Here is a 25438-nt window from a genome sequence, read left to right on the forward strand (position 1 = left end):
CCCCGTGATCGCACGGGTACTGCCGGATTCAGTCTGCCCGCCGGAAGCCAAGCGGAACGACACATTCCGCTGATGTCAGGACCGGCGGTAGCGGCCGAACAGGAATCCGGCCTCTTCCAGGAGGGACACTAGTTCGAAGCGTCGGGGTACGGCGACACCGGGCCCCCCGGCGATCCGCTGCGCGCCCCCCGCCGTGAGGGTCGGAGAGAGCGTCAGGCACAGCTCGTCGAGGACGCCGGCCGCGATCAGCTGCCCCAGCAGCCGGGGACCGCCCTCGGTGAGCAGCCGGGTGTGGCCGAGGCCGGCGAGGGCACGGACCGCGCGGGCGGGGTCGACGCCGACGCCGTCACCGGCGACCACCACGCGGGCGCCGGCCTTCTCCGCCGCGGCGATCCGGTCCGGCGCGGCGGCCGCGCCGGTGAGGATCAGCGTGGGCACGAGGGGCGAGGTGAACAGCGGGAGCGAGAAGTCGAGGTCGAGGCTCGCGGTGACGACGGCGACGGCGGCGACCGCGGCCTGCCCCGCGGCCGCCCGCGCCCCGGCGAACTCCGCCCGCTCACGGACCGGCCGGTAACCCTCCTGCCGTACCGTTTCCGCGCCGACGACGACGACGTCCGCGAGCCCTCGCAGGGTGCCGAAGATCCGCATGTCGGCCGCGCCGGAGATGGGCTGCGACCGCCCGTCGTGCTGACCGGCCCCGTCGAGCGTGGACACCATGTTGGCCCGCAGCCAGGCCTCGTGCCCCGCGGACTCGGGGTAGGCGTAGGCGAGGGCCAGCTCGGCGAGGCTCCACTCCCGGTCGGCGGAACCGGAGTCCCCGGCCCCGCCCCCGGGCCGCACCTCCCCGGCCGGACCGCTGGAGGGCCGGGCTGTTGTTCGTTCGGTCACAGGGAACAGGCGTCGCATGCCGTGCAGTGTGGCACGGCAACTAGCATGGGTGACCGTGTCGTCTTCTCCCGCCGCATCCGAGGTCAGCCCCATAGCCGACGCGGCCCCGCTGTCGCTGTGCGCACGCTCGCCGCACGTCCCCGCGGACCGGCTGGTCGCCGAGATGGTGCCACCGCCCCGGTTCGACTCGGTCCGCTTCGCCACCTACCTCCCGGACCCGAACCAGCCGAGCCAGATTGAGGCCGTGCGGGTGCTGGAAGGGTTCGCCGGGGGTCTCGGCGGTGCGCACGCGGTGGCCGGCGGCAAGCGCGGCTTCTTCGGCCTCGGCAGGGCGAAGGCGCCCAAGGCACCGGCCGGCCCCCGCGGGGTCTACCTCGACGGCGGGTACGGCGTCGGCAAGACCCACCTGCTGGCCTCGCTCTGGCACGCCACCCCGGCCGAGCCCGCGCTGAAGGCGTTCGGCACCTTCGTGGAGCTGACCAACCTGGTCGGCGCCCTCGGCTTCCAGCAGACCGTGCAGACGCTCTCCGGCCACCGCCTGCTGTGCATCGACGAGTTCGAACTGGACGACCCCGGCGACACCGTCCTGGTGTCGACGCTGCTGGGCCGCCTGGTCGAGGCCGGGGTCGCGCTCGCCGCCACGTCCAACACCCTGCCGGGCAAGCTGGGCGAGGGCCGGTTCGCCGCCGCCGACTTCCTGCGGGAGATCCAGGGCCTGTCGGCCCACTTCCGCACCCTGCGCATCGACGGCGAGGACTACCGCCACCGCGGCCTGCCCGAGGCGCCCGCGCCGTTCTCCGAGGAGCAGGTCACCAGGGCGGCCCATGCCACCCCCGGCGCCTCCCTCGACGCCTTCCCGCAGCTGCTCGACCACCTGGCCAAGGTGCACCCCAGCCGGTACGGCGCGCTGACCGACGGTCTGCGGGCCGTCTGCCTGACGGACGTGCAGCCGGTGCCCGACCAGTCGACCGCGCTGCGGCTCGTGGTCCTCGCGGACCGGCTCTACGACCGCGAGGTCCCGGTCCTGGCCTCCGGGCTGCCCTTCGACAGGCTGTTCAGCGAGGAGATGCTGAACGGCGGCTACCGGAAGAAGTACTTCCGCGCGATATCCCGGCTCACCGCGCTGGCCCGGGACGCCAAGGGGCTCGTGGCCGCCGGATAGGCCGGTCGACGACCCATTATGTGATCAAGCTCTTCAGGTCAAGAGCCCGATCAGGCCATCCCATCGCCGCTTTTCACGCTCTCTTCGGCTCGCAACGCCAAGTTAACCCTGCAAACATCTTTGCAGGGTTACTGTGTTTCTTGACCAACCATTGACCTGTGCTTGGTGCACACGAGAGGCGTGAACTGCCGCGAGGGGGGCTCATGTTTCGAGGTACGACGGCCCGGACCGTGCTCTCGCTCCTCGCCGCCGCCCTGCTCGCCGTCCAGTTCTTCGCCCCCGCGGCAACCTTCGCAGCCGCGCACACCCTCAGTCACGTCGAGGCCAAGGCCCAGGCCGGGCCGCAGGTCTCGGCGAAGACCGTGAGCGTCGCCTCGGCCGTCCTGCGCGACCACGGCCGCTGCGGTGAGCCACCGGCCCCGCCCCGGAGCGTGGACCGCCATCGCAGCGCCACCGCCGGCTGGGCCGACGCCCGTCCGGCCACCGCGCGGCACACCGAGTCGATACGCACCCCGGCACCTGCCGCCGCCGGACACCACGGCACGTCGAGAGCGTCCAGAGCCCACACACAGGCCACGCTGCAGGTCTTCCGCTGCTGACCGGCCGGGCTCGGCCCCCGGCTCCCACCGCCACACGTCTGACGCATTTCCCCCCACCACCGTCGTGCAAGCCCGACGCGCCGCTGTAGCGCGCCAGGAGGAGTCCACACACCATGCAGCCCCTCATCGACAACGCCCGTACGTTCGGACAACGCCCTGAGGAGTTCGCCAGGCTCGCCGAAGGCCAGTCCCCGCAGGTGCTCTTCATCACCTGCTCCGACTCCCGGGTCGTCCCGGCCCTGATCACCGGCGCCCGCCCGGGCGAGCTCTTCGAGCTGCGCACCGCGGGCAACATCGTCCCGCCGTACGCCTCGGTCCACCCCACCAGCGAGGCGGCCACCATCGAGTACGCCGTGGAGGTGCTCGGCGTCCGCGACATCGTCGTCTGCGGGCACTCGCACTGCGGTGCCGTCGGCGCCCTCGTGCGCGGCGACGACCTGACCGCCGTACCCGCCGTACGGGACTGGCTGGCCAGCGCCGAGCCGCGCCCGAGCGGGGCGGCCGAGGACCCTGCCGTCACCGAGGGCGTGCAGGACCACGTGCTCGCCCAGCTGCTGCGGCTGCGCTCGTACCCCTTCATCGACCGGAAGCTGGCGGCGGGCGAACTGACCCTGCGCGGCTGGTACTACGAGGTCCACACCGGTGCCGTGCGCGAACACCGGGCCGACACCGACACCTTCGAGGCCCTGTGAGCGCCGCGATGACGAGGTTCCCCTCCATACGGCAGGACTTCGCCGCCTCTCTCGTCGTCTTCCTGGTCGCGCTCCCGCTCTGCGTGGGGGTGGCCGTGGCCTCCGGTGTCCCGGCCGAACTCGGCCTGGTCACCGGCATCGTGGGCGGTGTCGTCACCGGGATGCTGCGGGGCAGCAGCCTCCAGGTGTCGGGGCCGGCCGCCGGCCTGACCGTGCTCGTCTTCGAGGCGGTGCGGGAGTTCGGGCTGCCGCTGCTCGGGGTGATCGTGCTGGCCACCGGCGTCCTGCAGATCGCCATGGGCCTGCTGAGGCTGGGCCGCTACTTCCGGGCGATCTCGGTCTCGGTCGTCGAGGGCATGCTGGCCGGAATCGGTCTGGTGCTGATCGCCGGCCAGCTGTACCCGGCGCTCGCCGCCAAGGCCCCCGAGTCGGGCCTGGGCAAGATCGCCGGCCTGCCCGGAGCCTTTCTGGACACCCTCGGGGACGGCGGAGCACTGGCCTCGTTCGCCCTGTGCGCGGGCACGGTCGCGGTCCTGGTGCTCTGGAAGCACGCCCCGGCGACGGTCCGGACGGTCCCCGGACCGCTCGCCGCCGTCGGCCTCGCCACCCTGGCCGCGTTCGCGCTGAGCCTGCCGGTGGCGACCGTCGAGGTGCACGGGCTGCTGGAGTCCGTCCAGCCGCCGCCGCTGTCCGCCTTCGGCGAGCTGGCGAGCGTCGGGCTGATCGGCACGATCGTCGCGTTCACGCTGATCGCGTCCGCCGAGTCGCTGTTCAGCGCGGCGGCGGTGGACCGGCTGCACAGCGGTCCGCGCACCGAGTACGACCGCGAGCTGGTCGCCCAGGGCGCGGGCAACGCGCTCTGCGGCGTGCTGGGGGCGCTGCCGATGACCGCGGTGATCGTGCGCAGCGCGGCCAACGTGCAGGCGGGCGCCCGCACCAAGGCGTCCCGGGTGCTGCACGGCGTCTGGCTGCTGCTGTTCGCGGCGCTGCTGCCGGGGGTGCTGGGCTACATCCCGATTCCGGCGCTCGCCGGGATCCTGGTCTACTCGGGCGCCAAGCTCATCCCGGTGCGCGCGCTGGCCGTGCTCTGGCGTGAGCACCGGGGCGAGGCGGTCATCCTGGTCGCCACGGCGGTGTCGATCGTCGCGGTCAGCATGTTCGAGGGCGTGCTGATCGGGCTCGCGCTGTCGGTCGTCAAGACGGCCTGGGAGGCGTCGCACCTCAAGCTGGAGGTCGTCGACAAGGGGGCGGGACCGATCGACGCGTACCTGTCGGGCAACGCCACCTTCCTGCGGCTGCCGAAGATACTCGACAGCCTGGAGGCGCTGCCCCAGGACCGCCCGATCCGGGTGGACCTCTCCGGGCTGCACCACCTCGACCACGCCTGCCGGACCGCGCTGGAGAGCTGGGCCGAACGGCACAGCGACGCGGGCACCGAGCCGGTGAAGGTCACGGCCGCCTGACCCGGCGGCCGTCCCGGGCCGGGGTGCCGACGCCGCTCGGCGCACCGGCCCGGACCTGTTTCCCGGGGGCCGTGGCCCCGGCCCAGCCACCGGGCATATCGTTGCAGATATATACATATCGGTCCTCTCTGCCTGGGGGTCGTGATGGTTCAGGAGCTGCTGGTCGCGGTGGTCGCGGCGCTGTGCTTCGGCGCGCTGTACCTGGCCGCCGGCGCGCGGGTCGTCAAGCAGTACGAACACGGCGTGCTGTTCCGGCTCGGGCGGGTCACCGGTGACGTACGGACACCCGGCTTCAACCTGGTGATCCCGTTCGTGGACCGGCTGTACAAGGTCAACTTGCAGATCGTCACGCTGCCGATCCCCGCCCAGGAGGGCATCACCCGCGACAACGTCACCGTGCGCGTGGACGCGGTCGTCTACTTCCGGGTGGTCGACGCGGTGAGCGCGCTGGTCAAGGTCGAGGACTACAAGTTCGCCGTCTCGCAGATGGCCCAGACCTCGCTGCGGTCCATCATCGGCAAGAGCGACCTGGACGACCTGCTCTCCAACCGCGAGAAGCTCAACCAGGGGCTGGAGCTGATGATCGACAGCCCGGCCGTGGGCTGGGGTGTGCAGGTGGACCGGGTCGAGATCAAGGACGTGTCCCTGCCGGACACGATGAAGCGCTCGATGGCCCGGCAGGCCGAGGCCGACCGGGAGCGCCGGGCCCGGATCATCAACGCGGACGCCGAACTGCAGGCGTCGAAGAAGCTCGCCGAGGCGGCCCAGCAGATGGCGGACACCCCGTCGGCCCTGCAGCTGCGGCTGCTGCAGACGATCGTCGCGGTGGCCGCCGAGAAGAACTCCACCCTGGTCCTGCCGTTCCCGGTGGAGCTGCTGCGGTTCCTGGAGCGGGCCGGCCGGCCACCGGTGCCGGACGGCGAGACGCCGGCCGGTGAGACGCCGGACGAGGGGATGCCGGCCCGTGACACCCCGGCCGGGATCACCGGGAGCACTGTGCGGGGAGGGCCGCCGCCCGGGTGACCCGGTGCCGCGCCGTCCGCCGCGCCACCCTGGAAAATCGGACATACCGACCTACGTTCATACGGTGATCCGACTAGCACGCCGTCTGACCGGTACGACCGCCGTATGCGTCGCCCTGGGCGCCGCGCTCGCCGCCTGCGGTACCACCGAGGCCCCCCACCCGGGGTCTCCGGCGCCCACCAAGCCCACTTCCTCCCCCTCCGTGACCGCGCCGCCCACGCTCCCCCCGGGCCCCGGCGGTGCGGCACCCGTCTTCATGAACGGTCCGCGCACCCTGGGCAAGACCGTCGCCTTCACCTTCGACGCCGACATGACCGCGGACCAGGGCCCGCGCGCGGCCGCCGGCGAGCACTTCGACAACCCGGCGCTGATCGCGACCCTGCGCAGGCTGAAGGTGCCGGCCACGATCTTCATGACCGGCCGCTGGGCCGACCAGTACCCGGACCAGGCCCGCTCCCTGGGCCGCGACCCGCAGTTCGAGGTCGCCAACCACTCCTACAGCCACTACGCGTTCACCGGCGACTGCTACGGCCTGCCCACCGTCGCCGCCGCGAACATGAAGTCGGACGTGGAGCGCGCCTACGCCGCCCTGCTCCGCGCGGGGGTGCCGCACCCGATGCCGTACTTCCGCTTCCCCGGCGGCTGCTACGACCGGCAGGCGCTGCGCGCGGTCGGCGCGCTCGGGGTCACCGCGGTGCAGTGGGACGTGGTGAGCGGGGACGCCTTCGCGACGGACGCCGACGCGGTGGCCAAGCAGGTGCTGGACGGGGTGAAGCCCGGGTCCGTGGTCGTCATGCACTGCACCCGCAGCGCCGCCCCGACCACCGAGCAGGTGGTCCGGACCGTCGTACCGGAGCTGCGCAAGCGGGGCTTCCGGTTCGTGAAGGTCTCCGAGCTGATCGGGGAGACCTCGGGTCACCGGTGACCGTCCTACGCTGGAGACATGAGCGACGAGGGCTGCTGCACCGTCAGCGAGGCCGCGAAGCCGCCGACGGCGGCGGGTCCGCCGTACGCGGAGTGTGTGCTGTGCCGGGAGCCGACGGAGTACCCGGAGTCGTACCGGGGCATCACGATGTGCCCGCGGTGCGAGTGGGAGGAAGCTCAGCGGGCCGCCTGTTCAGGATGAGCGGCGGCCGTCGAGGGCGCAGGCCACGGTGAAGGCCGCGGCGGTGAGCAGGGCCGCCGCGGCCAGGGGCAGCGGCGACACCGGGACCCGGCCGGACTCCGATCCGGTGACCAGGCCGCTGACCGCGGCGTGTGCCGGGGAGCCCCCGACCACCATGGCGAGCAGCGCGGCCAGCAGCATCATGGGCACCGCCCGGCCCGGTGAGCGCAGCAGCGGCCGGTTGGTGAGCGCGCCGACGGCGCTGCCGAGCAGCGCGCAGGCGAGGGTCGCGAGGAGGCCGGCGGCTCCGGCCTGGACGGGTGACACCGGGAACCGGTGGTCGTTGGTGGCGTGCCGGCTGATCACCGTCACGACCAGGGTGGCCGCCGTGCCGAGCAGGGCCGCGACGGCGAGGGCGGTGAGCAGGGCGGCCAGGTGCGCCCTGGCCGGGCCGCGCGCCGCGGTGACACAGGCGCGGGCGGCCGCCGGTTCGCCGGTGACACAGATCCGTACCAGCCAGGCGGCCACCGGCAGCAGCGCGGCGGCCGTGTAGCCGAGCGAGTCCAGCACCGGCTGACCGCTCTGCACACCGACGCCCAGGAACACGGCGTAGAGGATCACCGGTGGCAGCCAGCGCTGGGAGCGCAGGAGCAGGGCGGCCTGGTAGCGCAGGAGTGCGGTCATGGGCGGTCTTTCTCGTCCGGCGGGACGTCCGATGGCCCGGCGGGATCGGAGGGCTCGGAGGGTTTGGAAGGCTCGGTGGTCTTGGAAGGCTCGGTGGTCTTGGAAGGCTCGGTGGTCTTGGAAGGCTCGGTGGTCTTGGAAGGCTCGGAGGGGTCGGTCTTGGAGGGGCTGACGGAGAGCACGTGCCAGGACGGACGGGCCGTCAGGAGGGCGCGCAGGACCACGTCCGAGTGGGACGCGGGAACCGTAAGACGGTAGGTGCCGGGGGTCGGTTCCTCGGCCGCGGCCGCCGTACGGGTCGCGTCGGCCGGCAGCCGGCCGCCTGCGGGTCCCCGGACGGTGACCTCGGTGAGCGCGCCTACGGGTGAAGTCGCCTGGTCGGTACGGGGTTTGAGGGTGCCGTCGACGATTTGGTGGATGGCGTCGGGCACGCCCGCGAGGCGCCGGGGATCGTGATCGACGAACACGACGGCGCCCCCGGCGGCGGTCCGCTCGGCGACGGCCCGCTCCAGTTCGGCGCGGGCCTCGGCGTCCAGGCCGGTCCAGGCCTCGTCGAGGACGAGGAGTTCGGGGTCGGCGAGCAGCGCCTGGGCGACGGCGACCTTCTGGCTGGTGCCCTTGGAGAGTTGGGCCATGGGGGTGGCCGCGTGGGCGGCGGCGCCGAAGCGCTCCAGCCAGTCCGCTGCGCGGGCGGCGGCCGACCCGCGGGAGAGGCCGTGGACGGTACCGAGATGGGTGAGGTAGCCGACGGGGGTGAAGGGGAGGGCCGAGGGGAAGCGCTCGGGTACGTACGCGGTGCGGGGGCGGCCGGTGACACGGCCCTCCGTGGGTACGTCTATGCCGGCGACGATGCGGAGCAGGGTGGACTTGCCGGTGCCGTTCGCTCCTTCCAGGCGGGTGAGGGAGCCGGGGGCCAGGGTGAGGTCGATGCCTCTTAACACCCAGGGGCCGCGTATGCCGTAGCGGCGGCCTACGCGGGCCAGTTCAAGATCACGCTGCATGGGGACATTGTCCTGCGGGATCGGGGCGGCAGGTTACGGTCGTGTGCGGTCCACGGGCGGGTGGGGGCCGTTCGCGCAGTTCCCCGCGCCCCTTATAGGTTGGCCGGTGTGAGCGAAGTTTCCGCGCGTCCCGACGACAGTCCCTTCCGGACGGAGCCCACCCAGCGCGACGAGGCACCTCAATTCGTGCTGCCTCTCGTCGTGCGGGTGGAGAAGGCGGCTCCCCCGGCCCGCACCGACGCCCTCGAAACGGCCGCTCGGGCTGTCCTGACCATGCTCAGTGACGAGCGGGCCCTCGGCGACGGTGCGTGGGCGCAGGCCGTGCGGGACTGGGAGGACGCCCGGATCCGGAAGGTCGTACGGCGGGCGCGGGGCGCCGAGTGGCGGCGGGCCGGGGAGTTGCCCGGGATCACTCTCACGGGGAAGTCGGCCGAGGTACGGGTGTTTCCGCCGGTTCCCCTGGACGGGTGGCCCAAGGAGCTGGCCAAGTTGCAGGTGTCCGGGACCGAGTTGGACGATCCGGAACCGCCGGCGGGCGCCGACCGGTCCGGACCGGTGCTGTGGCTGAACCCGGAGTTGCGGATGTCGGCGGGGAAGGCGATGGCCCAGGCCGGCCACGGTGCCCAACTCGCCTGGTGGGCGCTGCCGGAGGAGGAGCGCCAGGCGTGGCGCGAGGCCGGGTTCCCGCTCGCCGTGCGCACCGCCGATCCGGGCGAGTGGCGTGAACTGACGTCCGGTCGGCTGCCGTTGGTCCGGGACGCCGGGTTCACCGAGATCGCGCCGGGCAGCTGCACGGTGGTCGCGGATCATCCCGCACTGCGCTGAACTGGAATTTTTTGACAACCCTGACGAACTTTGCCGTTTGTTTGAACACCATCGCCGTCCCGCCCGTACGTCCTGGCACTGAACCAGCGACACGGGGAGGCTTCCCTTGCGGCGTTTCCACGGTACGGCGCTGATGGTGGCGGCCCTCGCATCACGATCCTGGAGAAGACCGGCAAGGTCGACTTCGAGGCCATCGCCGACGAGGTCGCGGGCTCGACCACGGCCGGCCCGACCGGTCCCGCGGTCCCGGCACCGGGTGTGGTGGTGTCCTCCGCACCGGCCGCGCGGGCCAGCGGCGACGTGCGCACCACCTCCCGGCCCTCCCCCGGCGAGCCGGGCACGGTGAACACCGGGCGCCCGGACCCGGTGGACTCCCTGGGCGTGCTCGGCGGACAGCCGGCCCCACAGCTCCCCGGAGCGCGGTCGCGAACCTCAAATGTTGCTCTGAAGCGGCAGGCAACGCGGTTCGCGGCCGCGCTCCGGGGCCATACCCCCGTCATTCGGAGCAGGAGGGGGACGGCCATGACCGCGCAGCGGCTGGGGACGGGCATCGGCTGGCGGCCGGAGATCGCGGACGCCGTGGAGCGCATGCCGGGCATCGAATGGGTCGAGGTCGTGGCCGAGAACACCTGTCCGGGCCACCTCCCCGAGTCGCTGCGGCGGCTGCGCGAGCGCGGGGTCACCGTCGTGCCGCACGGCGTCTCACTGGGCCTGGGCGGCGCCGACCGCCCGGACGAGGACCGGCTCGCCGCGCTCGCCGAGCGGGCGACGGCGCTGGGCTCTCCGCTGGTCACCGAGCACATCGCCTTCGTCCGCGCGGGCGGCCCGCGCACGGCGTCGCCAGTCCTGGAAGCGGGCCACCTGCTCCCGGTCCCCCGCACCCGGGACGCCCTCGACGTGCTCTGCGAGAACATCCGCGTCGCCCAGGCCGCGCTGCCCGTGCCGCTCGCCGTCGAGAACATCGCCGCGCTCATCTCGTGGCCGGGCGAGGAGATGACCGAGGGGCAGTTCCTGTACGACCTGGTGGACCGGACCGGGGTACGGCTGCTGATCGACGTGGCGAACCTGCACACCAACCACGTCAACCGCAGTGAGGATCCGGCCAGGGCGCTCGCCGAGCTGCCCGTCGAGGCGATCGCGTACGTGCACGTCGCGGGCGGCGTCGAGCGGGACGGCGTCTGGCACGACAGCCACGCCCATCCGGTGCCCCCGGCGGTCCTGGACATCCTGACCGGCCTGGCGTCCCGGGTCGCGCCGCCCGGTGTGCTGCTGGAGCGGGACGAGGACTTCCCGGCACCGGCCGAGCTGGAGCGGGAGGTGGCGGCGATCCGGGCGGCGGTCGCGGCGGGGGGCGCGGCGGGTGCGGGGGCCGGCGGCCGGTGGGAGCACTCGCCGGCGGCGACCGGGCCCGAGGTCACGCAAGCCCCGGAGGTCCCGGAGGTCCCGGAGGCCACCCGCCGGCGGGTCGGGCTCGCGCAGACCGCGGTGCTGTCGTCGCTCGTCGCCGGGACGCCGGTGCCGGAGGGGTTCGACCGGGTGCGGATGGGGGTGCAGGCGCGGGCGCTGGCCGCGAAGCGGGCGGACGTGGTCGCGAAGGTGGCGCCCGAGCTGCCGGAGATCCTGGGGGCGGGGTACCGGGCGGCGTTCCTGGCGTATGCACAGGAGCGGCCGATGTCGGGGGGCTACCGGAGGGACGCGCTGGAGTTCGCGGGGGCGCTGCTGCGGGCGGGGCGGCCGGGAGAAGGGGCCGCTCGTCGGCGGCTGGAGCGGTGGTGGTCGGAGCGGGCAGGGGCGGCACCGCGGCGGTCGCTTGCGCGGAAGGTACTGCTGCGGCGGGGCTAGTGGCCGGAGGGGGGACGCTCACCGGCGCTTGCCGGGCGCCGGCCGCGCCCACCCGTGCCGCCCCAGCGGCACGACTGCCCGCGGCTGCAGAAACCAAGAAGGCGGGGGGAGCTGCGCGACCAGCCCCCACCGGCCCACGGCCGGCACACCGCCCCGCACCGCCCTGCACCGCCCTGCCACGTCCGTCACACACGGCGCCCACTTTCCACACCCGTCGGTAATATGCCAACCCCGCACCCAACCGGCGTGCGGTGCTGGAGGCACTATGCGACCCCGACCCCCCGTCCAGGGACGAGGCATATTCAGCGGTACCGGGCTGATCATCGTCTGTCTGGCGGCGACCCTCGCCGCCCTGGTGTTCCCGATCTGGTCGTACGCCGACCGCGCCGACCCCACCGGCTCGGTGAACGTGCTCAGCGCCCAGAGCGTGTCGACGGCGTACGGCCCGCTGTCCGCGCAGGACCGGGACTTCATCGTCAAGGTCCGCCTCGCCGGGCTCTGGGAGCTGCCGGCCGGGGAGATGGCGGAGCAGAAGGGCACCACGGCGGCCGTGCAGACGGCCGGGCGGCACCTCGTCGACGGGCACATCGCCCTGGACTCCCGCGTCCGCACCGTCGCCACCCGGCTCGGCGTGCCCGTCCCGAACGTGCCGAACGCCCAGCAGCAGCAGTGGCTCGCCACGCTGAGCACCGCGCAGGGGCAGGACTTCGACCGGGAGTTCGCGAACATCGTGCGACTGGCTCACGGCCGGGTCTTCTCCCAGGTCGCCCAGGTCCGCGCCGCCACCCAGAACACCCTCGTGCGCGCCCTCGCCGACGACGCCAACGCCACCGTCCTCGACCACATCAAGGTCCTGGAGGCGACGGGCTACGTCGACTTCGCCACGCTGGCGCGGCAGTTGGCGACCACGCCCGCACCCGTGGCCTCGCCGCCCGTCGTCGCCCCGGCGGACGCCACCCCGGTCGCTCCGGAGCCGGCGCCGACCCCGTCGCCGTCCGAGACGTACGCCCTGCCGCCCGCGACCGCCGACCCGGCACCGGTCTCTCCGACCCCGTGACCTGCGCGGGAAACGGAACGTCACAGACCCACAACACTCGGTCCGGCATGTGAAAAGGGCATGGCGGTGGGCAGGCCGCGGGCATAGAAACATGTCATGTTCTGGGTCCTTCTCCTGCTCCTGGCCTGGGCCGTCGCCGGCACCGCCTGCACCCGGCTGTGCCTGGCCGCCGTACGGACGGCGGCCGCCGACACGGATGCGGGCCACGGGCACGCTCTGACGCTGTACGAGGCCGCGTTCCTGTCCGGCGGGCCCGCGCGGGTCGCCGATCTGACCCTGGTGTCGATGGCGCGGCAACGGCGGCTGCTGCTCGCCCACACCGGCTGGGCGACCGTCGTGGACCCGCGCGGGCGGGACGAGATGGAGCGGTCGGTGATAGGGGCCATCGGTCCCGAGGGGCAGTCGCGGATAGCACCGGTGCGCTCGGCGGCGGCCGGCGCCGAGGCCGTGCGCAGTCTCGGCGAGAGGCTGGTCCGTGCGGGGCTCGCGGTGCCCGACGCGGCGGCGCGGACGACGGTCGCCTCCGGTGTCCGGCAGGTCCGGGCCGCCGCGCTGGCGGTCCTCGCGCTCGGTGCCGCCGCGCTCGCCCTGCCCGCGCCGACCGGGATGCCGCGCGAGCTGGTCGCCGTCTGGTTCGCGCTCCCCCTCACCCTCACGCTGAGCTGTCTGGCCATCGCCCGGGTCGAGGCGCACCCGTACTCGCGCTGGGCCTCGCCGGCCGGGCAGCGACTCCTCGGCGTGCTGCACCGGCGGGCGGACCTGGCGGCCGACGACCAGTCGCTGCTGGCCTCCGTCGCCGTCCGCGGCATCCGCGCGATCGGCGAGCCGGAGCTGCGTGCGGCCTTCGCACACCGGGACCAACTCCCGCGGGAGTGAAGGGGGGCGCATCGGGGGCATTGCGCCGACACCGGCCCGGTGGTGCTTGCCTTCACCGACAGCCGGTCGAAATATCCCTTTTATTGCTGCCGTGCAGTCGCTGCGGCGCCGTTGCCGCCACGCCACCGCAGCCGTCGCACCGAAGGGATACGCCATGAGAGCCCCCGCCCTGTACTCGGCAGCCGGGTCCCTGATCCTGACCACCCTGGCCGCCGCCCCGGCCGGGAGCGTCCCCCGCGTCCCGGACACCGCGGCGGCCGAACTGCGCGGCACCGCCGTGGCCGCCGCACGGGCGCGGGCGGCGGGTGTCGACTTCGGCCGGTGCGCCACCGACCTGGAGGCGCCGGACACCTTCCGGTGCGGCACGGTGAGCGTCCCGCTCGACTACGCGCACCCGGACGGCAAGCAGATCAAACTGACCGTCAGCCGGGTGGCCGCCACCCACAAGGACCCGCACAACAGCAAGCGCAAGGTGCCCCGGCAGGGCGTCCTGGTCTACAACCCGGGCGGTCCCGGCGCCTCCGGGATGCTCTTCCCGATGATCGGCGTGCTGCCCGAGTGGAAGCGCATCGCCGCCGCCTACGACCTGGTCGGCTACGCGCCGCGCGGCGTCGACCGCTCCGCCCCGCTGTCCTGCGTCGACCCCAGGCACTTCTACAAGGCGCCGTCGCAGGCGCCGACGCACCCCTCCGAGGCGTACAAGAAGGCCCGGATCAAGGAGGCCAGGGCGTACGCGCGGGGCTGCCTGAAGCGGTCCGGGAGCAGGCTGCGCCACTACACCTCGCTCAACAACGCCCGTGACCTGGACGTGCTGCGCGCGGCGCTCGGCGAGGACCGGCTGACCTTCATGGGCGCCTCGTACGGCACCTACTTCGGCGCGCTGTACGCGACCCTCTTCCCCTCGCACGTACGGCGGATGGTGCTGGACTCGGCGGTGAACCCGGACCCGGAGCGGATCTGGTACCGGGACAACCTGGAGCAGTCGGCCGCGTTCGAGGGCCGCTGGGCGGACTTCCGGGACTGGATCGCCAGGCACGACGACGTGTACGGGCTCGGGGACACGGCCGCGAAGGTGCAGGCGAGTTACGACGAGGCGGTCAGGCGGCTGACCACGAAGGCGGCCGGCGGGAAGGTCGGGCCGGGGCAGTTGCAGGGGGCGTTCCTGTCCGCCGGGTACTACGACGACTTCTGGCCGAGCCGCGCGGACGCGCTGTCGAGGTTCCTGAAGGGGGACGCCAAGCCGTTGGTCCGGCTGGCGGCGCCGGCGCCGGAGACGGCCGCCGAGGCGGAGAACGGCAACGCGGTGTACACGGCCGTCGAGTGCAACGACGCGCCCTGGCCGACGAAGTGGCGGACCTGGGACCGGGACAACACCCGGCTGGCGCGCGTGGCCCCCTTCGAGACCTGGGACAACGCCTTCATGAACCTGCCGTGCGCCTACTGGCCGGTGCCCCGGCAGAAGGCACTCGACGTGCGGACGGGCCCCGGCGAGCTGCCGCCGACGCTCATCCTGCAGGCCGAGCGGGACGCGGCCACGCCGTACGCGGGCGCGCTGGAGATGAACCGGCGCCTGTCCGACTCGGTGCTGGTGACCGAGCGGGACGCGGGCACGCACGGCATCGGCGGCGGCCCCAACAAGTGCGTGAACGGCTATCTGGAGGCCTACCTGCTGGAGGGCCGGCTCCCGCAGCGGCGCGCCTCCTGCGCGGGGCACCCGGAACCGAAGCCGTCGGCGCCGGCCGACCACACCCGGCGGAAGAACCTGCGGGACTCCCTGAAGGGCAAGGCCGACCAGCACTGACCACCGTCAGGCAAGCCCCGCGACCAGCTCCGCGATGTCCTTGCGGCGCCCGGTGAAGAAGGGGATCTCCTCGCGGACGTGGCGGCGGGCCTCGGAGCCGCGCAGGTGGCGCATGAGGTCGACGATGCGGTGGAGCTCGTCGGCCTCGAAGGCCAGCACCCACTCGTAGTCGCCGAGCGAGAACGAGGCGACCGTGTTGGCGCGCACGTCCGGGAAGCCGCGGGCCATCTTGCCGTGGTCGGCGAGCATCCGGCGGCGGTCCTCGTCGGGCAGCAGGTACCACTCGTAGGACCGCACGAACGGGTACACGCTGACGTAGTTGCGCGGCGTCTCGTCGGCGAGGAACGCCGGGATGTGCGAGCGGTTGAACTCGGCGGGGCGGTGCAGCGCCATGTTCGACCAGACCGGCGTGAGCGCGCGGCCGAGCCTGGTGCGGCGGAAGAGGTTGTACGCCTCCTGCAGCTGGTCGCTGGTCTCGGCGTGCCACCAGATCATCAGGTCGGCGTCGGCGCGCAGGCCGGACACGTCGTAGGTGCCGCGGACGGTCACGTCCTTCGCGGCGAGCTGGTCGAACAGCTCCTGGACCTCGTCGGCATAGCCCGCGCGGTCCTCGGGCAGCACGTCCTTCAGCTGGAAGACCGACCACAGGGTGTAGCGGATGACCTCGTTGAGGTCCTTGGCCAGCTTGCCCTTGTTCGGGATCCTGCCGGACTCGGTGGTGGGGGCGTCGTCACTCATGGCCCTATTCTCCCGCTCCGCCGTGCAGGCTCTGCACCGGGTTGGCCGTCAGCTCCGCCACACCGCTGAGGTCGCCCGCCAGCTGGTCCACCGCCGCGTTCGCGCTCGCGATGCAGGCCGGGATGCCCACACCGTCGTACTGCGCACCGCACACCGCGAGGCCGGGGAGCTTGGCGACGTGCTCGCGGACGCGGGCCACGCGCGCGTGGTGGCCGACCGGGTACTGGGGCAGGCCGTCGGTCCAACGGGTGACCCGGGTGGCCACGGGGACCGCGTCCAGGCCGGCGGCCTCCCGCAGGTCGCGCCGGGACAGCTCCACCAGCTCGGCGTCCGCGCGGCCGAGGATCTCGGTCTCGCCGTACCGGCCGACCGAGGTGCGCAGCACGACGACGTCCGGGTCCTCCTCGGCGATCCAGCCCCACTTCTGGGAGGCGAAGGTGGAGGCCTTGATGGTGCGGCCGTCGACGGGCGGGACGAGGAAACCGCTGCCCTCGGGCAGGTCCAGGCCGGCCCGGCGGTAGGCGAGGGTGACCAGGGCCATCGAGGCGTACTCGACGGCGGCCAGCTCGGCCGCGGCGGCGGGCGCCTCGGCACGCAGCAGGCCGGCGGCGACGGGGGCCGGGACGGCCACGATCACGGCGTCCGCGTGGAGCACCCGGTCGCCGGCGACCACCCGCCAGGCGGTGGCCGGCGAGGGGGCGGGCGCACCGGCCCGGGAGTCCCCACCGGCGGCCGCGGCCGCGTGGTCGGCCGGCACCCTGCGCAGCTGCGTCACGGGTGCGCCGGTGACGATCTCGCCGCCGCGGGCGCGGACCGACGCGGCCACCGCGAGGGGGAGGGTGCCGACGCCGCCCTCGATGCCCATGAAGACCGGCCCGGCCTGCGGGCCGGCCGCGGCCTTGGCCTGGATCTCGCGGACGGCCTCGGTGAGCGAGGTGTGGGTCCTGGCCGCCTGGTAGAGCTGCGGGACCGCCGAGCGCAGCGAGATGCGGTACGCGTCGCCCGCGTAGACGCCGCCGAGCAGGGGCTCGACCAGCCGGTCGACGACCTCCCGGCCGAGCCGGGCCGCCACGTACTCGCCCACCGCCACGTCGTCGCCGATCTCGGTGCGGGGCAGGTCGGCGTCGCGCCCGATGCGGGCGAGGCCCTCCGGGGACAGCACGCCGGACAGCGCGGCGGCGGTGCCGGGAACGCCCATGACATGGCCCTTGGGCATGGGACGCAGGGCACCCCGGGTCCAGATCGAGGCGGTGGCGGTGGCCGGCGGCTGCAACCGGTCGGCGAGACCCGCCTCGCGCGCGAGGGCGACCGCCTCGGGCCGGCGGGCCAGCATCGACTCGGCGCCCAGGTCGACCCGCAGGCCCGCGATCTCGCCGGGGAGCAGCTTGCCGCCGACTCTCCCGGAGGCCTCCAGCACGGTCACGCGCGCGCCGCGCTCCACCAGCCGGTGCGCCGCGGCCAGCCCCGCGATCCCGGCTCCGATGACGACGACATGCCCCGTGCCCGTACCCGTTGCGCTCATGTCCCCCACTCTCTCAGACCCCCACTGACAAGCCCGCCCCGGCCCGGTGACCCGTACGCGCCCGGACCGTGACCGGACCGGGACCGTCGCCCCCGAACGTCCCGCCCCGCCCCGGCGTCGAAGTCGCGTCATTCGTCACCGCCCTCGGGGGGAACCATGCGCCGTCCCGTACGCCCCGCACGACCCGTACGCCCCGCTCTCGCCGGTCTCCTGCTGGCCGCCGCCCTCGTCCTCACCGGCTGCAGTGCGAACGACAGCTCCGACGGCGGCCCCGCGAGCGATGCCAAGGCCGACGTGCGCAGCGCCGTGGGGGAGGCGGCGGGCTCCGCGGGTGCCCAGGACGCCGGCGGCGGGACCGCCAGGACGGCACCCGACCTCACCGCGGCCAGGATCATCCGCACCGCCTCCCTGACCGTGCAGGTCAAGGACGTCCCCAAGGCCCTGGACGCGGCTCGCACCACGGCCGGGGAGGCCGGCGGCTACGTCGGCGACGAGACCACCAGCCGGGACGCGGCGGGCCACGAACGCACCCGCCTGGTACTCCGGGTCCCCACCGACAGGTACGACGAGGTGCTCACCGGCCTCCAGGGCGCGGGCAGGCTGATCGGCCGCACCGCGAAGGCGCGGGACGTCACCGGCCAGGTGGTCGACGTGGAGAGCCGGATCAGGTCGCAGCGAGCCAGCGTGGCCCGGGTCCGCGCGCTGATGGACCGGGCGGCCAAGATCAGTGACGTGGTCACCCTGGAAGGGGAGTTGAGCAGCCGGGAGGCCGACCTGGAGGCGCTGCTGGCCCAGCAGGCCTCCCTGAAGGACCGCACCAGCATGGCCACGATCACGCTGTCCCTCACCCAGACGCCGGTGCGGAAGGCCGCGAAGGACGACAGCCCGGGGTTCACGGACGCCGTGTCCGGCGGCTGGCACGTCTTCGTCACCCTGCTGCGCTGGATCGCCCTGGCCGTGGGCGCGGCGCTGCCGTTCGCGGCCCTGGCGGCCGTACCGGCGCTGCTGTGGTGGTGGCGCAACCGCCGGCGCCGCACCGCCGCCCGGCCCGGCGGTGAGCCCTGAGCGAGTCCGAAGTGAGCGCGCCCCGTAGCGTGTTCGCATGACCATGAACAGTGGGCGGGAACGACTGGTGGTGATCGGCGGTGACGCCGCGGGCATGTCCGCGGCGTCCCAGGCACGCCGGCTGCGGGGACCGGACGAACTGGAGATCGTGGCCTTCGAGCGCGGCCACTTCTCCTCCTACTCGGCGTGCGGGATCCCGTACTGGGTCGGCGGCGACGTCGAGGAGCGGGAGGACCTGATCGCCCGCTCCCCGGAGGAGCACCGCGCCCGCGCGATCGACCTGCGGATGCGTACCGAGGTCATGGAGATCGACGTGGCCGGGAAGCGGGTCCGCGCGCGTGACGTCGATTCCGGCGCCGAGTCCTGGACGTCGTACGACAAACTCGTCATCGGCACCGGCGCCCGCCCGATCCGGCCGGACATGCCCGGCGGGGACGCGCCGGGGGTGCACGGGGTGCAGACCCTGGACGACGGCCAGGCCCTCCTCGACACGCTGGCCCGCACGGGTGGCCGCCGGGCCGTGGTGGTCGGCGCCGGTTACATCGGGGTCGAGATGGCCGAGGCGCTGATCAACCGGGGCTACGAGGTGACGGTCGTCAACCGCGGCAGCGAGCCGATGTCCACGCTCGACCCCGACATGGGCCGCCTGGTGCACACGGCCATGGAGGGCCTCGGCATCACCATGGTGAACGGCACCGAGGTCACGAAGCTGCTCACCGGCGAGGACGGCAGGGTGCGCGCGGTGGCCACGGAGGACGCCGAGTACCCGGCGGACGTGGTGATCCTGGGCATCGGCGTCCGTCCGGAGACCGGCCTCGCCCAGGCGGCGGGCCTGCCCGTCGGCCGTCACGGCGGACTGCTCACCGACCTCGCGATGCGGGTGCGCGGGCACGAGGACATCTGGGCGGGCGGCGACTGCGTGGAGGTCCTGAACCTGGTCTCGGGCCAGGAGCAGTACATCCCGCTGGGCACCCACGCCAACAAGCACGGCCAGGTCATCGGCACCAACGTGGGCGGCGGTTACGCCACCTTCCCGGGGGTCGTCGGCACGGCGGTGAGCAAGGTCTGCGACCTGGAGATCGCCCGCACCGGCCTGCGCGAGAAGGACGCCCTCCGGGTGGGCCTCCGGTTCGAGACGGTCACCGTCGAGTCCACGAGCCGGGCCGGCTACTACCCCGGCGCGAGCCCCATGACCGTCAAGATGCTCGCCGAACGCCGCACGGGCCGCCTGCTCGGCGTGCAGATCGTGGGCCGCGAGGGCGCGGGCAAGCGGGTCGACATCGCCGCGGTGGCCCTCACGGCGAACATGACGGTGGAACAGATGACAGCCCTGGATTTGGGCTACGCCCCACCGTTCTCCCCGGTGTGGGACCCGGTACTCGTAGCGGCCAGGAAGGCGGCGACCAAGGTGCGCAACGGTCACTGAAGCGCCCCGTCAGGGGCGCGGGGAACTGCGCGACCAGCCACAGCCCACCCGCACCCCGCAACGGCGATCAAGCCGTCCCGCTGATCCGCGGCAACGAAGTCACCCCCGCACCACCCGGCGCAGCCGCAGCAGCAGGCTGCTCGGTCCCCGGCCGCGCATGCGCGGCCGCGGGTCGCGTCGACCGCAGCCGGTTGCTCACCGCCTCGTCCAGCGTCACCGGCCGCTGCATCTGCGCGGCGAGCCGTCCCGCCTCCTGACCGAGCCGTGCCACGTCCTCCCAGGGAATCCGCACGACAAGGGAGAGCTCCGCCTCGCCGTCGGGCAGCGCCTGCATGGGAGGGAATGCCTGAGGAGTAACTTGCTCGTTCATCGCCTGTTCCTCACGTCGCCTGAACCTCACTCGGTCGCAAGGACATACGCACGCGCGCGTGCCGACGTTCACCGCGAATCCCCGCGCATCGAGCGCCCCCCGCCTGGGCACTAGTCAGCTGTGGTCATCCCCGTTCATGACGTGAACCCAGTGCGTCGCACGCCGTACGTGACGTACGCGCTGATCGCCGCGAACGTGCTCGTCTTCCTGTTCACGCCCGGCATAGCCGGTTCCGTGGCCGGCGGCAGCGATCTGGCGCAGCTGTGTCATCTGCAGGCCTTCATGGACCACTACGCGGCGGTCCCCCGAGAGCTGATCCACCATCAGATGCCGCAGCTGGTCCCGACCGGCCAGGTGGGCGTCGGCCGCCACGGCGCCGGCTGTGTCGTCGGCCCGCCGCACTACGACAAGTCACCGGCGCTGTCGGTGTTCACGGCGATGTTCCTGCACGGCAGCTGGCTGCACCTGCTGGGCAACATGCTGTTCCTGCTGATCTTCGGCAACAACGTCGAGGACCGGATGGGCCACATCCGCTTCTTCCTCTTCTACGTCTTCTGCGGCTACGCGGCCGGCTACGGCTTCGCGCTCCTGAACGCGTCCTCGGGCGACCCGCTGATCGGCGCGTCCGGCGCGATCGCCGGGGTCCTGGGCGCGTACCTGGTCCTCTACCCGAGGGCCAGGGTCTGGGTCCTGGTGCCCTTCCTGATCTTCCTGCCGCTGCGGCTGCCCGCCTGGCTGGTGCTGGGCTTCTGGTTCGTGCTGCAGGCCGTGTACTCGTCCGGCGAGGGTGTCTCCGACGCCGGGACCGTGGCGTACGCGGCGCACATCGTCGGCTTCCTGGTCGGCATGGTGCTCGCCTGGCCGCTCAAGCCGGGCACTCCCCCGCCGCCGGAGCCGCGCGGCCTGCTCTTCGGCAGGCGGGCCCGGCCCCGGCACTCGTGGTGAGGTCGCGTCAGCGGGCGGTCTCGGTGTGGACGAACTCGACGAGCCGGGTCAGCGCGTCGGGGTCGGTGGACGGCATCACGCCGTGGCCCAGGTTGAAGACGTGGCCTTCGAGACCGGCGGCGGCGTCGAGCACCTCGCGCGCCTTGGTCTCCACCGCGTCCTTGCCGGCGAACAGGACGGTCGGGTCGAGGTTGCCCTGGAGCGCCTTGCCGGGGCCGACGCGGCGGGCGGCCTCGTCGAGCGGGACCCGGTAGTCGACGCCGACGACGTCCGCGCCGGCCTCGCCCATGAGCTTCAGCAGTTCGCCGGTGCCGACCCCGAAGTGGATGCGCGGGACGCCGTACCCGGCGACGGTGTCGAAGACCTTCGCGGAGGCGGGCAGCACCGAGCGCCGGTAGTCGGCGGGGGCCAGCGCCCCGGCCCAGGAGTCGAAGAGCTGGACGGCGGAGGCGCCGGCCTCGATCTGCACCTTCAGGAACGCGGCCGTGATGTCGGCGAGACGGTCGAGCAGGTCGGCCCAGAGCTCCGGGTCGCCGTACATCATCGCCTTGGCGTTCTCGTAGGTGCGCGAGGGGCCGCCCTCGACGAGGTAGCTCGCGAGGGTGAAGGGGGCGCCGGCGAAGCCGATCAGCGGGGTCGGGCCGAGCTCGGCGGTGAGCAGGCCGATCGCCTCGGTGACGTAGGAGACGTCCTCGGGGGTGAGGTCACGGAGCTGGGCGAGGTCGGCGCGGGTGCGGATCGGGTCCGCGACGACCGGGCCGACGCCGGGCTTGATGTCGAGGTCGACGCCGATGGCCTTGAGCGGGACGACGATGTCGCTGTAGTAGATCGCCGCGTCCACGTGATGCCGGCGGACGGGCTGGAGGGTGATCTCCGCGACCAGCTCGGGCCTGGTGCAGGACTCCAGCATCGGGACGCCCTCGCGCACCTTGCGGTACTCGGGCAGTGAGCGGCCGGCCTGGCGCATGAACCACACGGGGGTGTGCGGCACGGGTTCGCGCCTGCACGCCTTCAGGAAGGCACTGTCGTACGTCGCTGTCGGCTGCTGGCCCGCAGGGCTTCCGTTCGCACTCACGACGGCAAGTCTCGCACGCCCCGGGAGCCGGTCCCGCAGCGCCCTTACATGGTCCTTAGGTGGTGTCTCTCCCTGCGCGAAGGCGTCGTTCCCCTTACTCTTCCCCGCATGGCTGCGGCTCAGGGACGACTGTCGGACGGCGCTGGCGGGACGGGCGAAGGGAAGGACACCGGGGAGGGCGAAGGACATACCGGGAGTACGGCGCCACCGGTACCGCCGGCCTTCCGGGCCGCGGTCGACGCGCTGCGCGGCGCCCGGCTGCGGCCGCAGGTCGAGGTGGAGCCGACCCCCGCCCCGCAGCGCCTCGCCCCGTTCGCGTACGCCCTGGAGGCGGCGGTGGTCGACGGCGAGCAGGATCTCGCCGACGGGCGTCTCGTCCTGCTGCACGACCCGGCCGGGCACGACGCCTGGCACGGCACGTTCCGGCTGGTCACCCTGGTACGCGCGGAGCTGGAGCCGGAGATGGCGGCCGATCCGCTGCTGCCGGACGTCTGCTGGGCGTGGCTGACCGGCGCGCTCCAGGCGCGCGGCCTGTCCTACGGGGAGCCGAGCGGGACCGTGACCCGCGCCAGTTCGCACTACTTCGGCGGGCTGTCGGCGCGCCCCGCCGCCTCGCAGATCGAGATCCGGGCCTCCTGGACGCCCCGGGAGGGCCGCTCCGGCGCCCCGGACACCGCCGCCCACCTGGCCTCCTGGTGCGACCTGCTGGCGCAGGTGGCGGGGCTGCCGCCGGCCGCCCCCGGTGACGCCTCGGTGGTCACGCTGCCGCAGCGCCGCGACCCGCAGGCCCGCTGAACCCGCACGTCACGGATCGGGGCCCGTCCACCCGGGTCCCGCCGACTCACCCTTCATTGACCATCTCTTTGTCGATACGGCCACTTTCTGTCCCGTACCGCTACAGCCCGAACCGACTCGATCTTCGGATGATCGATCGCGTGTCCGAATTGCACGTATTGTTACTCACCAGATCGTGATCATTCTCTAAAGGCGGACGGGTTTGATGCCGAAGACGACTGTGACCTTGAAAGCACGGTTCGTCCCGGCTTCTTCCCCCCAAGCCGGCCCCGTCCCCCACCCAGGAGGCCTGGTGTCCGTTCTCCTAGAGCAGCCCGCAAGCCTGGTCGCCTACCGCCCGAACAAGCCCACCGCCATGGTGGTCGTGGCCGACCCGCGCGTCCGCTCCACCGTCACCCGCCACCTGTGGGCGCTCGGCGTGCGCGATGTCATCGAGGCCTCGTCCATCGCGGAGGCTCGTCCCCGCATCGGCAACCCCCGCGACATCTGCGTCGCCGACGTCCACCTGCCCGACGGCTCCGGCCTGACCCTGCTGTCCGAGACCCGCGCGGCGGGCTGGCCCAACGGCCTGGCCCTGTCCGCCGCCGACGACATCGGCGCCGTCCGCAACGCCCTGGCCGGCGGCGTCAAGGGCTACGTCGTCACCGGCACCCGCACCAACATCGGGCTCCCCACCCGACCCGGTGCCGCCCCCATCGGCGCCGCCGCCCGCATGCACCGCCGCCCCCCGGGTGCCCCGAGCCACCCGGGCGGCTACCGCGAGCTCTCCGGCCGTGAGGTCGAGGTGCTCCGGCTGGTCGCGGAGGGCCAGTCGAACAAGGCGATCGGCGTCTCGATGGGACTGTCCGCCCTCACCGTCAAGAGCCACCTCGCCCGCATCGCCCGCAAGCTGGGCACGGGCGACCGCGCCGGGATGGTCGCCGTGGCCCTGCGCACCGGCATCATCCACTGAACCTCACCGATCACCCGCTCCCCGATCACCCGCTCCCCGATCACCACTCGCCGATCACCGACTGGTCAGGTGTTCACCGGTGTGACCGGACCGGCCGCCGGTCCGGCGCCCCGCCGCAGCCCACTGTCCCCCGTTCGTGGACCTGATCTTTCACCGGCCTGACTGGTTTACGACCCTCCGGCGTCCGTCGACGGAACGTTCCGTCGACGGACGCCGTCCACACACAGATACCCTTGACATGTGACCGACGCCCAAGACACCGCAGCAGACAGTTCACTGCGCACCACCGGGGGCACTCCTCCGGACGACGCCGGATCTTCTGTGACGGAGGCGCCGATCCCGTTGCTCGAGCCCCGTGAGGGCATTCCGCCGGTGGTCGTGGACGAGGCCGCGCTGGCCCGCGTGATCGCCGCCTTCGCGGCCGGCTCCGGCCCCGTCGCCGTCGACGCCGAGCGGGCCTCCGGTTACCGATACGGCCAGCGCGCCTACCTGGTCCAGCTGCGCCGGGAGGGCGCCGGCACCGCGCTGATCGACCCCGTCGCCTGCCCCGACCTGTCCGGCCTCGGCGAGGCGCTGGCCGGCGCCGAGTGGGTGCTGCACGCGGCCACCCAGGACCTGCCCTGCCTGCGCGAGATAGGCATGACGCCCAGCAGCCTCTTCGACACCGAGCTGGCCGGGCGGCTCGCCGGGTTCCCCCGGGTCGGGCTGGGCGCGATGGTCGAGGGCGTCCTGGGCTTCGTGCTGGAGAAGGGCCACTCCGCCGTCGACTGGTCGACCCGCCCGCTGCCCGAGCCCTGGCTGCGGTACGCCGCGCTCGACGTGGAACTGCTCGTGGACCTGCGGGACGCCCTGGAGAAGGAGCTGGACCGGCAGGGGAAGCTGGAGTGGGCGCGGCAGGAGTTCGACGCGATCGCGGCCGCGCCGCCGGCCGAACCGCGCAAGGACCCCTGGCGCCGGACGTCGGGGATGCACAAGGTGCGCCGGCGCCGGCAGCTGGCGGTGGTGCGGGAGCTGTGGCAGACCCGGGACCGGATCGCGCAGAAGCGGGACGTGTCGCCGGGCAAGGTGCTCGGTGACGCTGCGATCGTGGAGGCGGCGCTGGCGCTGCCGGCCACGGTGCACGCCCTGGCGGGGCTGAACGGCTACGGCCACCGGATGGGCCGCCGGCAGCTGGAGCAGTGGCAGGCCGCGGTGGACCGCGCCAGGGCGTTGCCGGACGCCGCGCTGCCGCAGCCGGGGCAGCCGGTGACCGGGCCGCCGCCGCCCCGGGCGTGGGCCGACAAGGATCCCGCCGCGGCGGCTCGCCTGTCGGCGGCACGGGCCGCGGTGTCGGCGCTGGCCGAGCGGCTCACCATGCCGCAGGAGAACCTGATCGCCCCGGACACGGTGCGCAGGATCTGCTGGGAGCCGCCGAAGGTGGTCGACGCGGAGACCGTGGCCGCGGCGCTGACGGGGTACGGGGCGCGGCCCTGGCAGGTGGAGCAGGTGACCCCGGAGCTGGTGACGGCGCTGTCCGCCTCCTAGGCGGACAG

General features: G+C 73.4%; 24 protein-coding genes and 1 pseudogene. 18 read left to right on the forward strand and 7 right to left on the reverse strand.

From position 1 onward, the window contains the following. Nucleotides 1–75: 75 nt before the first annotated feature. Nucleotides 76–906, reverse strand: a complete 831-nt coding sequence (locus AB0M11_RS01310) for a pyrimidine reductase family protein (RefSeq protein ID WP_365700059.1) — start codon at nt 904–906, stop codon at nt 76–78. Nucleotides 907–943: 37 nt separating this feature from the next. On the opposite strand from AB0M11_RS01310, the gene zapE reads away from it, so the two are divergent. From zapE to AB0M11_RS01345, 7 genes are all read left to right on the forward strand, one after another. Further along, a complete protein-coding gene (zapE, locus tag AB0M11_RS01315; RefSeq protein WP_365700061.1) occupies nt 944–2050 on the forward strand; it encodes a cell division protein ZapE in 1107 nt (368 codons plus the stop codon). 203 nt (nt 2051–2253) lie between these two features. After that, nucleotides 2254–2649, forward strand: coding sequence for a hypothetical protein (locus AB0M11_RS01320; protein WP_365700063.1), 396 nt, complete (start codon nt 2254–2256; stop codon nt 2647–2649). Nucleotides 2650–2762: 113 nt separating this feature from the next. Continuing rightward, complete coding sequence (locus AB0M11_RS01325; RefSeq protein WP_365700065.1) at nt 2763–3341, forward strand: carbonic anhydrase; 579 nt, start codon at nt 2763–2765, stop codon at nt 3339–3341. A gap of 8 nt (nt 3342–3349) precedes the next feature. Further along, nucleotides 3350–4804 carry a SulP family inorganic anion transporter gene (locus AB0M11_RS01330; RefSeq protein WP_365700067.1) on the forward strand — a complete coding sequence of 485 codons (1455 nt, stop codon included), beginning with the start codon at nt 3350–3352 and terminating at the stop codon, nt 4802–4804. A 144-nt stretch (nt 4805–4948) separates the two neighbouring features. After that, a complete protein-coding gene (locus tag AB0M11_RS01335; RefSeq protein ID WP_365700324.1) occupies nt 4949–5827 on the forward strand; it encodes a slipin family protein in 879 nt (292 codons plus the stop codon). A 64-nt stretch (nt 5828–5891) separates the two neighbouring features. Further along, nucleotides 5892–6752 (forward strand): polysaccharide deacetylase family protein, encoded by an 861-nt coding sequence (locus AB0M11_RS01340; protein ID WP_365700070.1) that lies wholly within the window; start codon nt 5892–5894, stop codon nt 6750–6752. 18 nt (nt 6753–6770) lie between these two features. After that, the gene (locus AB0M11_RS01345) at nt 6771–6953 is read left to right on the forward strand and encodes a hypothetical protein (RefSeq protein ID WP_365700072.1); all 183 of its coding nucleotides are present in this window, start codon (nt 6771–6773) and stop codon (nt 6951–6953) included. Here the strand turns inward: AB0M11_RS01345 and AB0M11_RS01350 are convergent. Next, nucleotides 6945–7616, reverse strand: a complete 672-nt coding sequence (locus AB0M11_RS01350; protein WP_365700074.1) for an ABC transporter — start codon at nt 7614–7616, stop codon at nt 6945–6947. The two genes, AB0M11_RS01345 and AB0M11_RS01350, sit on opposite strands and share 9 nt — an antisense overlap. A gap of 170 nt (nt 7617–7786) precedes the next feature. Further along, nucleotides 7787–8617, reverse strand: a pseudogene (locus AB0M11_RS01355) (ATP-binding cassette domain-containing protein); the annotation flags it as partial. A gap of 108 nt (nt 8618–8725) precedes the next feature. On the opposite strand from AB0M11_RS01355, the gene AB0M11_RS01360 reads away from it, so the two are divergent. The 5 genes from AB0M11_RS01360 to AB0M11_RS01380 all read left to right on the forward strand — a co-directional run bounded on the left by AB0M11_RS01360 (nt 8726) and on the right by AB0M11_RS01380 (nt 15018). Then, nucleotides 8726–9442, forward strand: coding sequence for a peptidyl-tRNA hydrolase (locus tag AB0M11_RS01360; RefSeq protein WP_365700076.1), 717 nt, complete (start codon nt 8726–8728; stop codon nt 9440–9442). A gap of 522 nt (nt 9443–9964) precedes the next feature. Further along, nucleotides 9965–11284, forward strand: a complete 1320-nt coding sequence (locus AB0M11_RS01365; RefSeq protein ID WP_365700078.1) for a DUF692 domain-containing protein — start codon at nt 9965–9967, stop codon at nt 11282–11284. Nucleotides 11285–11549: 265 nt separating this feature from the next. Continuing rightward, nucleotides 11550–12341: a DUF4142 domain-containing protein gene (locus tag AB0M11_RS01370; RefSeq protein WP_365700080.1), complete on the forward strand. Its 792-nt coding sequence runs from the start codon at nt 11550–11552 to the stop codon at nt 12339–12341. Nucleotides 12342–12437: 96 nt separating this feature from the next. Next, nucleotides 12438–13217 carry a TIGR04222 domain-containing membrane protein gene (locus AB0M11_RS01375; protein WP_365700082.1) on the forward strand — a complete coding sequence of 260 codons (780 nt, stop codon included), beginning with the start codon at nt 12438–12440 and terminating at the stop codon, nt 13215–13217. A gap of 154 nt (nt 13218–13371) precedes the next feature. Then, a complete protein-coding gene (locus AB0M11_RS01380; protein ID WP_365700084.1) occupies nt 13372–15018 on the forward strand; it encodes an alpha/beta hydrolase in 1647 nt (548 codons plus the stop codon). Nucleotides 15019–15024: 6 nt separating this feature from the next. On the opposite strand, the gene hemQ is transcribed toward AB0M11_RS01380, so the two are convergent. Together hemQ and hemG are read right to left on the reverse strand one after the other, a co-directional pair. After that, entirely contained in the window at nt 15025–15756 is a 732-nt protein-coding gene (gene hemQ, locus AB0M11_RS01385) for a hydrogen peroxide-dependent heme synthase (protein WP_365700086.1), read from the reverse strand. Between the two features lie 4 nt (nt 15757–15760). Continuing rightward, nucleotides 15761–17278, reverse strand: coding sequence for a protoporphyrinogen oxidase (gene hemG / locus AB0M11_RS01390; RefSeq protein WP_365700088.1), 1518 nt, complete (start codon nt 17276–17278; stop codon nt 15761–15763). 156 nt (nt 17279–17434) lie between these two features. On the opposite strand from hemG, the gene AB0M11_RS01395 reads away from it, so the two are divergent. Continuing rightward, nucleotides 17435–18343 (forward strand): DUF4349 domain-containing protein, encoded by a 909-nt coding sequence (locus AB0M11_RS01395; protein WP_365700090.1) that lies wholly within the window; start codon nt 17435–17437, stop codon nt 18341–18343. Nucleotides 18344–18380: 37 nt separating this feature from the next. Continuing rightward, the gene (locus AB0M11_RS01400) at nt 18381–19769 is read left to right on the forward strand and encodes an FAD-dependent oxidoreductase (protein WP_365700094.1); all 1389 of its coding nucleotides are present in this window, start codon (nt 18381–18383) and stop codon (nt 19767–19769) included. Between the two features lie 67 nt (nt 19770–19836). On the opposite strand, the gene AB0M11_RS01405 is transcribed toward AB0M11_RS01400, so the two are convergent. Further along, nucleotides 19837–20139, reverse strand: coding sequence for a hypothetical protein (locus AB0M11_RS01405; protein ID WP_365700096.1), 303 nt, complete (start codon nt 20137–20139; stop codon nt 19837–19839). Nucleotides 20140–20259: 120 nt separating this feature from the next. Here AB0M11_RS01405 and AB0M11_RS01410 point away from each other — a divergent pair, with 120 nt between their 5' ends. Continuing rightward, entirely contained in the window at nt 20260–21084 is an 825-nt protein-coding gene (locus tag AB0M11_RS01410) for a rhomboid family intramembrane serine protease (protein ID WP_365700098.1), read from the forward strand. Nucleotides 21085–21091: 7 nt separating this feature from the next. Here the strand turns inward: AB0M11_RS01410 and hemE are convergent, their stop codons facing one another. Beyond that, nucleotides 21092–22159 (reverse strand): uroporphyrinogen decarboxylase, encoded by a 1068-nt coding sequence (hemE, locus tag AB0M11_RS01415; protein ID WP_365700100.1) that lies wholly within the window; start codon nt 22157–22159, stop codon nt 21092–21094. Nucleotides 22160–22267: 108 nt separating this feature from the next. On the opposite strand from hemE, the gene AB0M11_RS01420 reads away from it, so the two are divergent. The 3 genes from AB0M11_RS01420 to AB0M11_RS01430 all read left to right on the forward strand — a co-directional run bounded on the left by AB0M11_RS01420 (nt 22268) and on the right by AB0M11_RS01430 (nt 25430). Continuing rightward, the gene (locus tag AB0M11_RS01420) at nt 22268–22954 is read left to right on the forward strand and encodes a DUF3000 domain-containing protein (protein WP_365700102.1); all 687 of its coding nucleotides are present in this window, start codon (nt 22268–22270) and stop codon (nt 22952–22954) included. Between the two features lie 292 nt (nt 22955–23246). Further along, nucleotides 23247–23906, forward strand: coding sequence for a response regulator transcription factor (locus AB0M11_RS01425; RefSeq protein ID WP_181808392.1), 660 nt, complete (start codon nt 23247–23249; stop codon nt 23904–23906). Nucleotides 23907–24146: 240 nt separating this feature from the next. Next, nucleotides 24147–25430 (forward strand): ribonuclease D, encoded by a 1284-nt coding sequence (locus AB0M11_RS01430; RefSeq protein WP_365700105.1) that lies wholly within the window; start codon nt 24147–24149, stop codon nt 25428–25430. Nucleotides 25431–25438: the final 8 nt, after the last annotated feature.

Origin of the sequence: Streptomyces sp. NPDC051987 (genome assembly GCF_040680735.1) — a bacterium.
Taxonomy (GTDB): Bacteria; Actinomycetota; Actinomycetes; order Streptomycetales; family Streptomycetaceae; genus Streptomyces.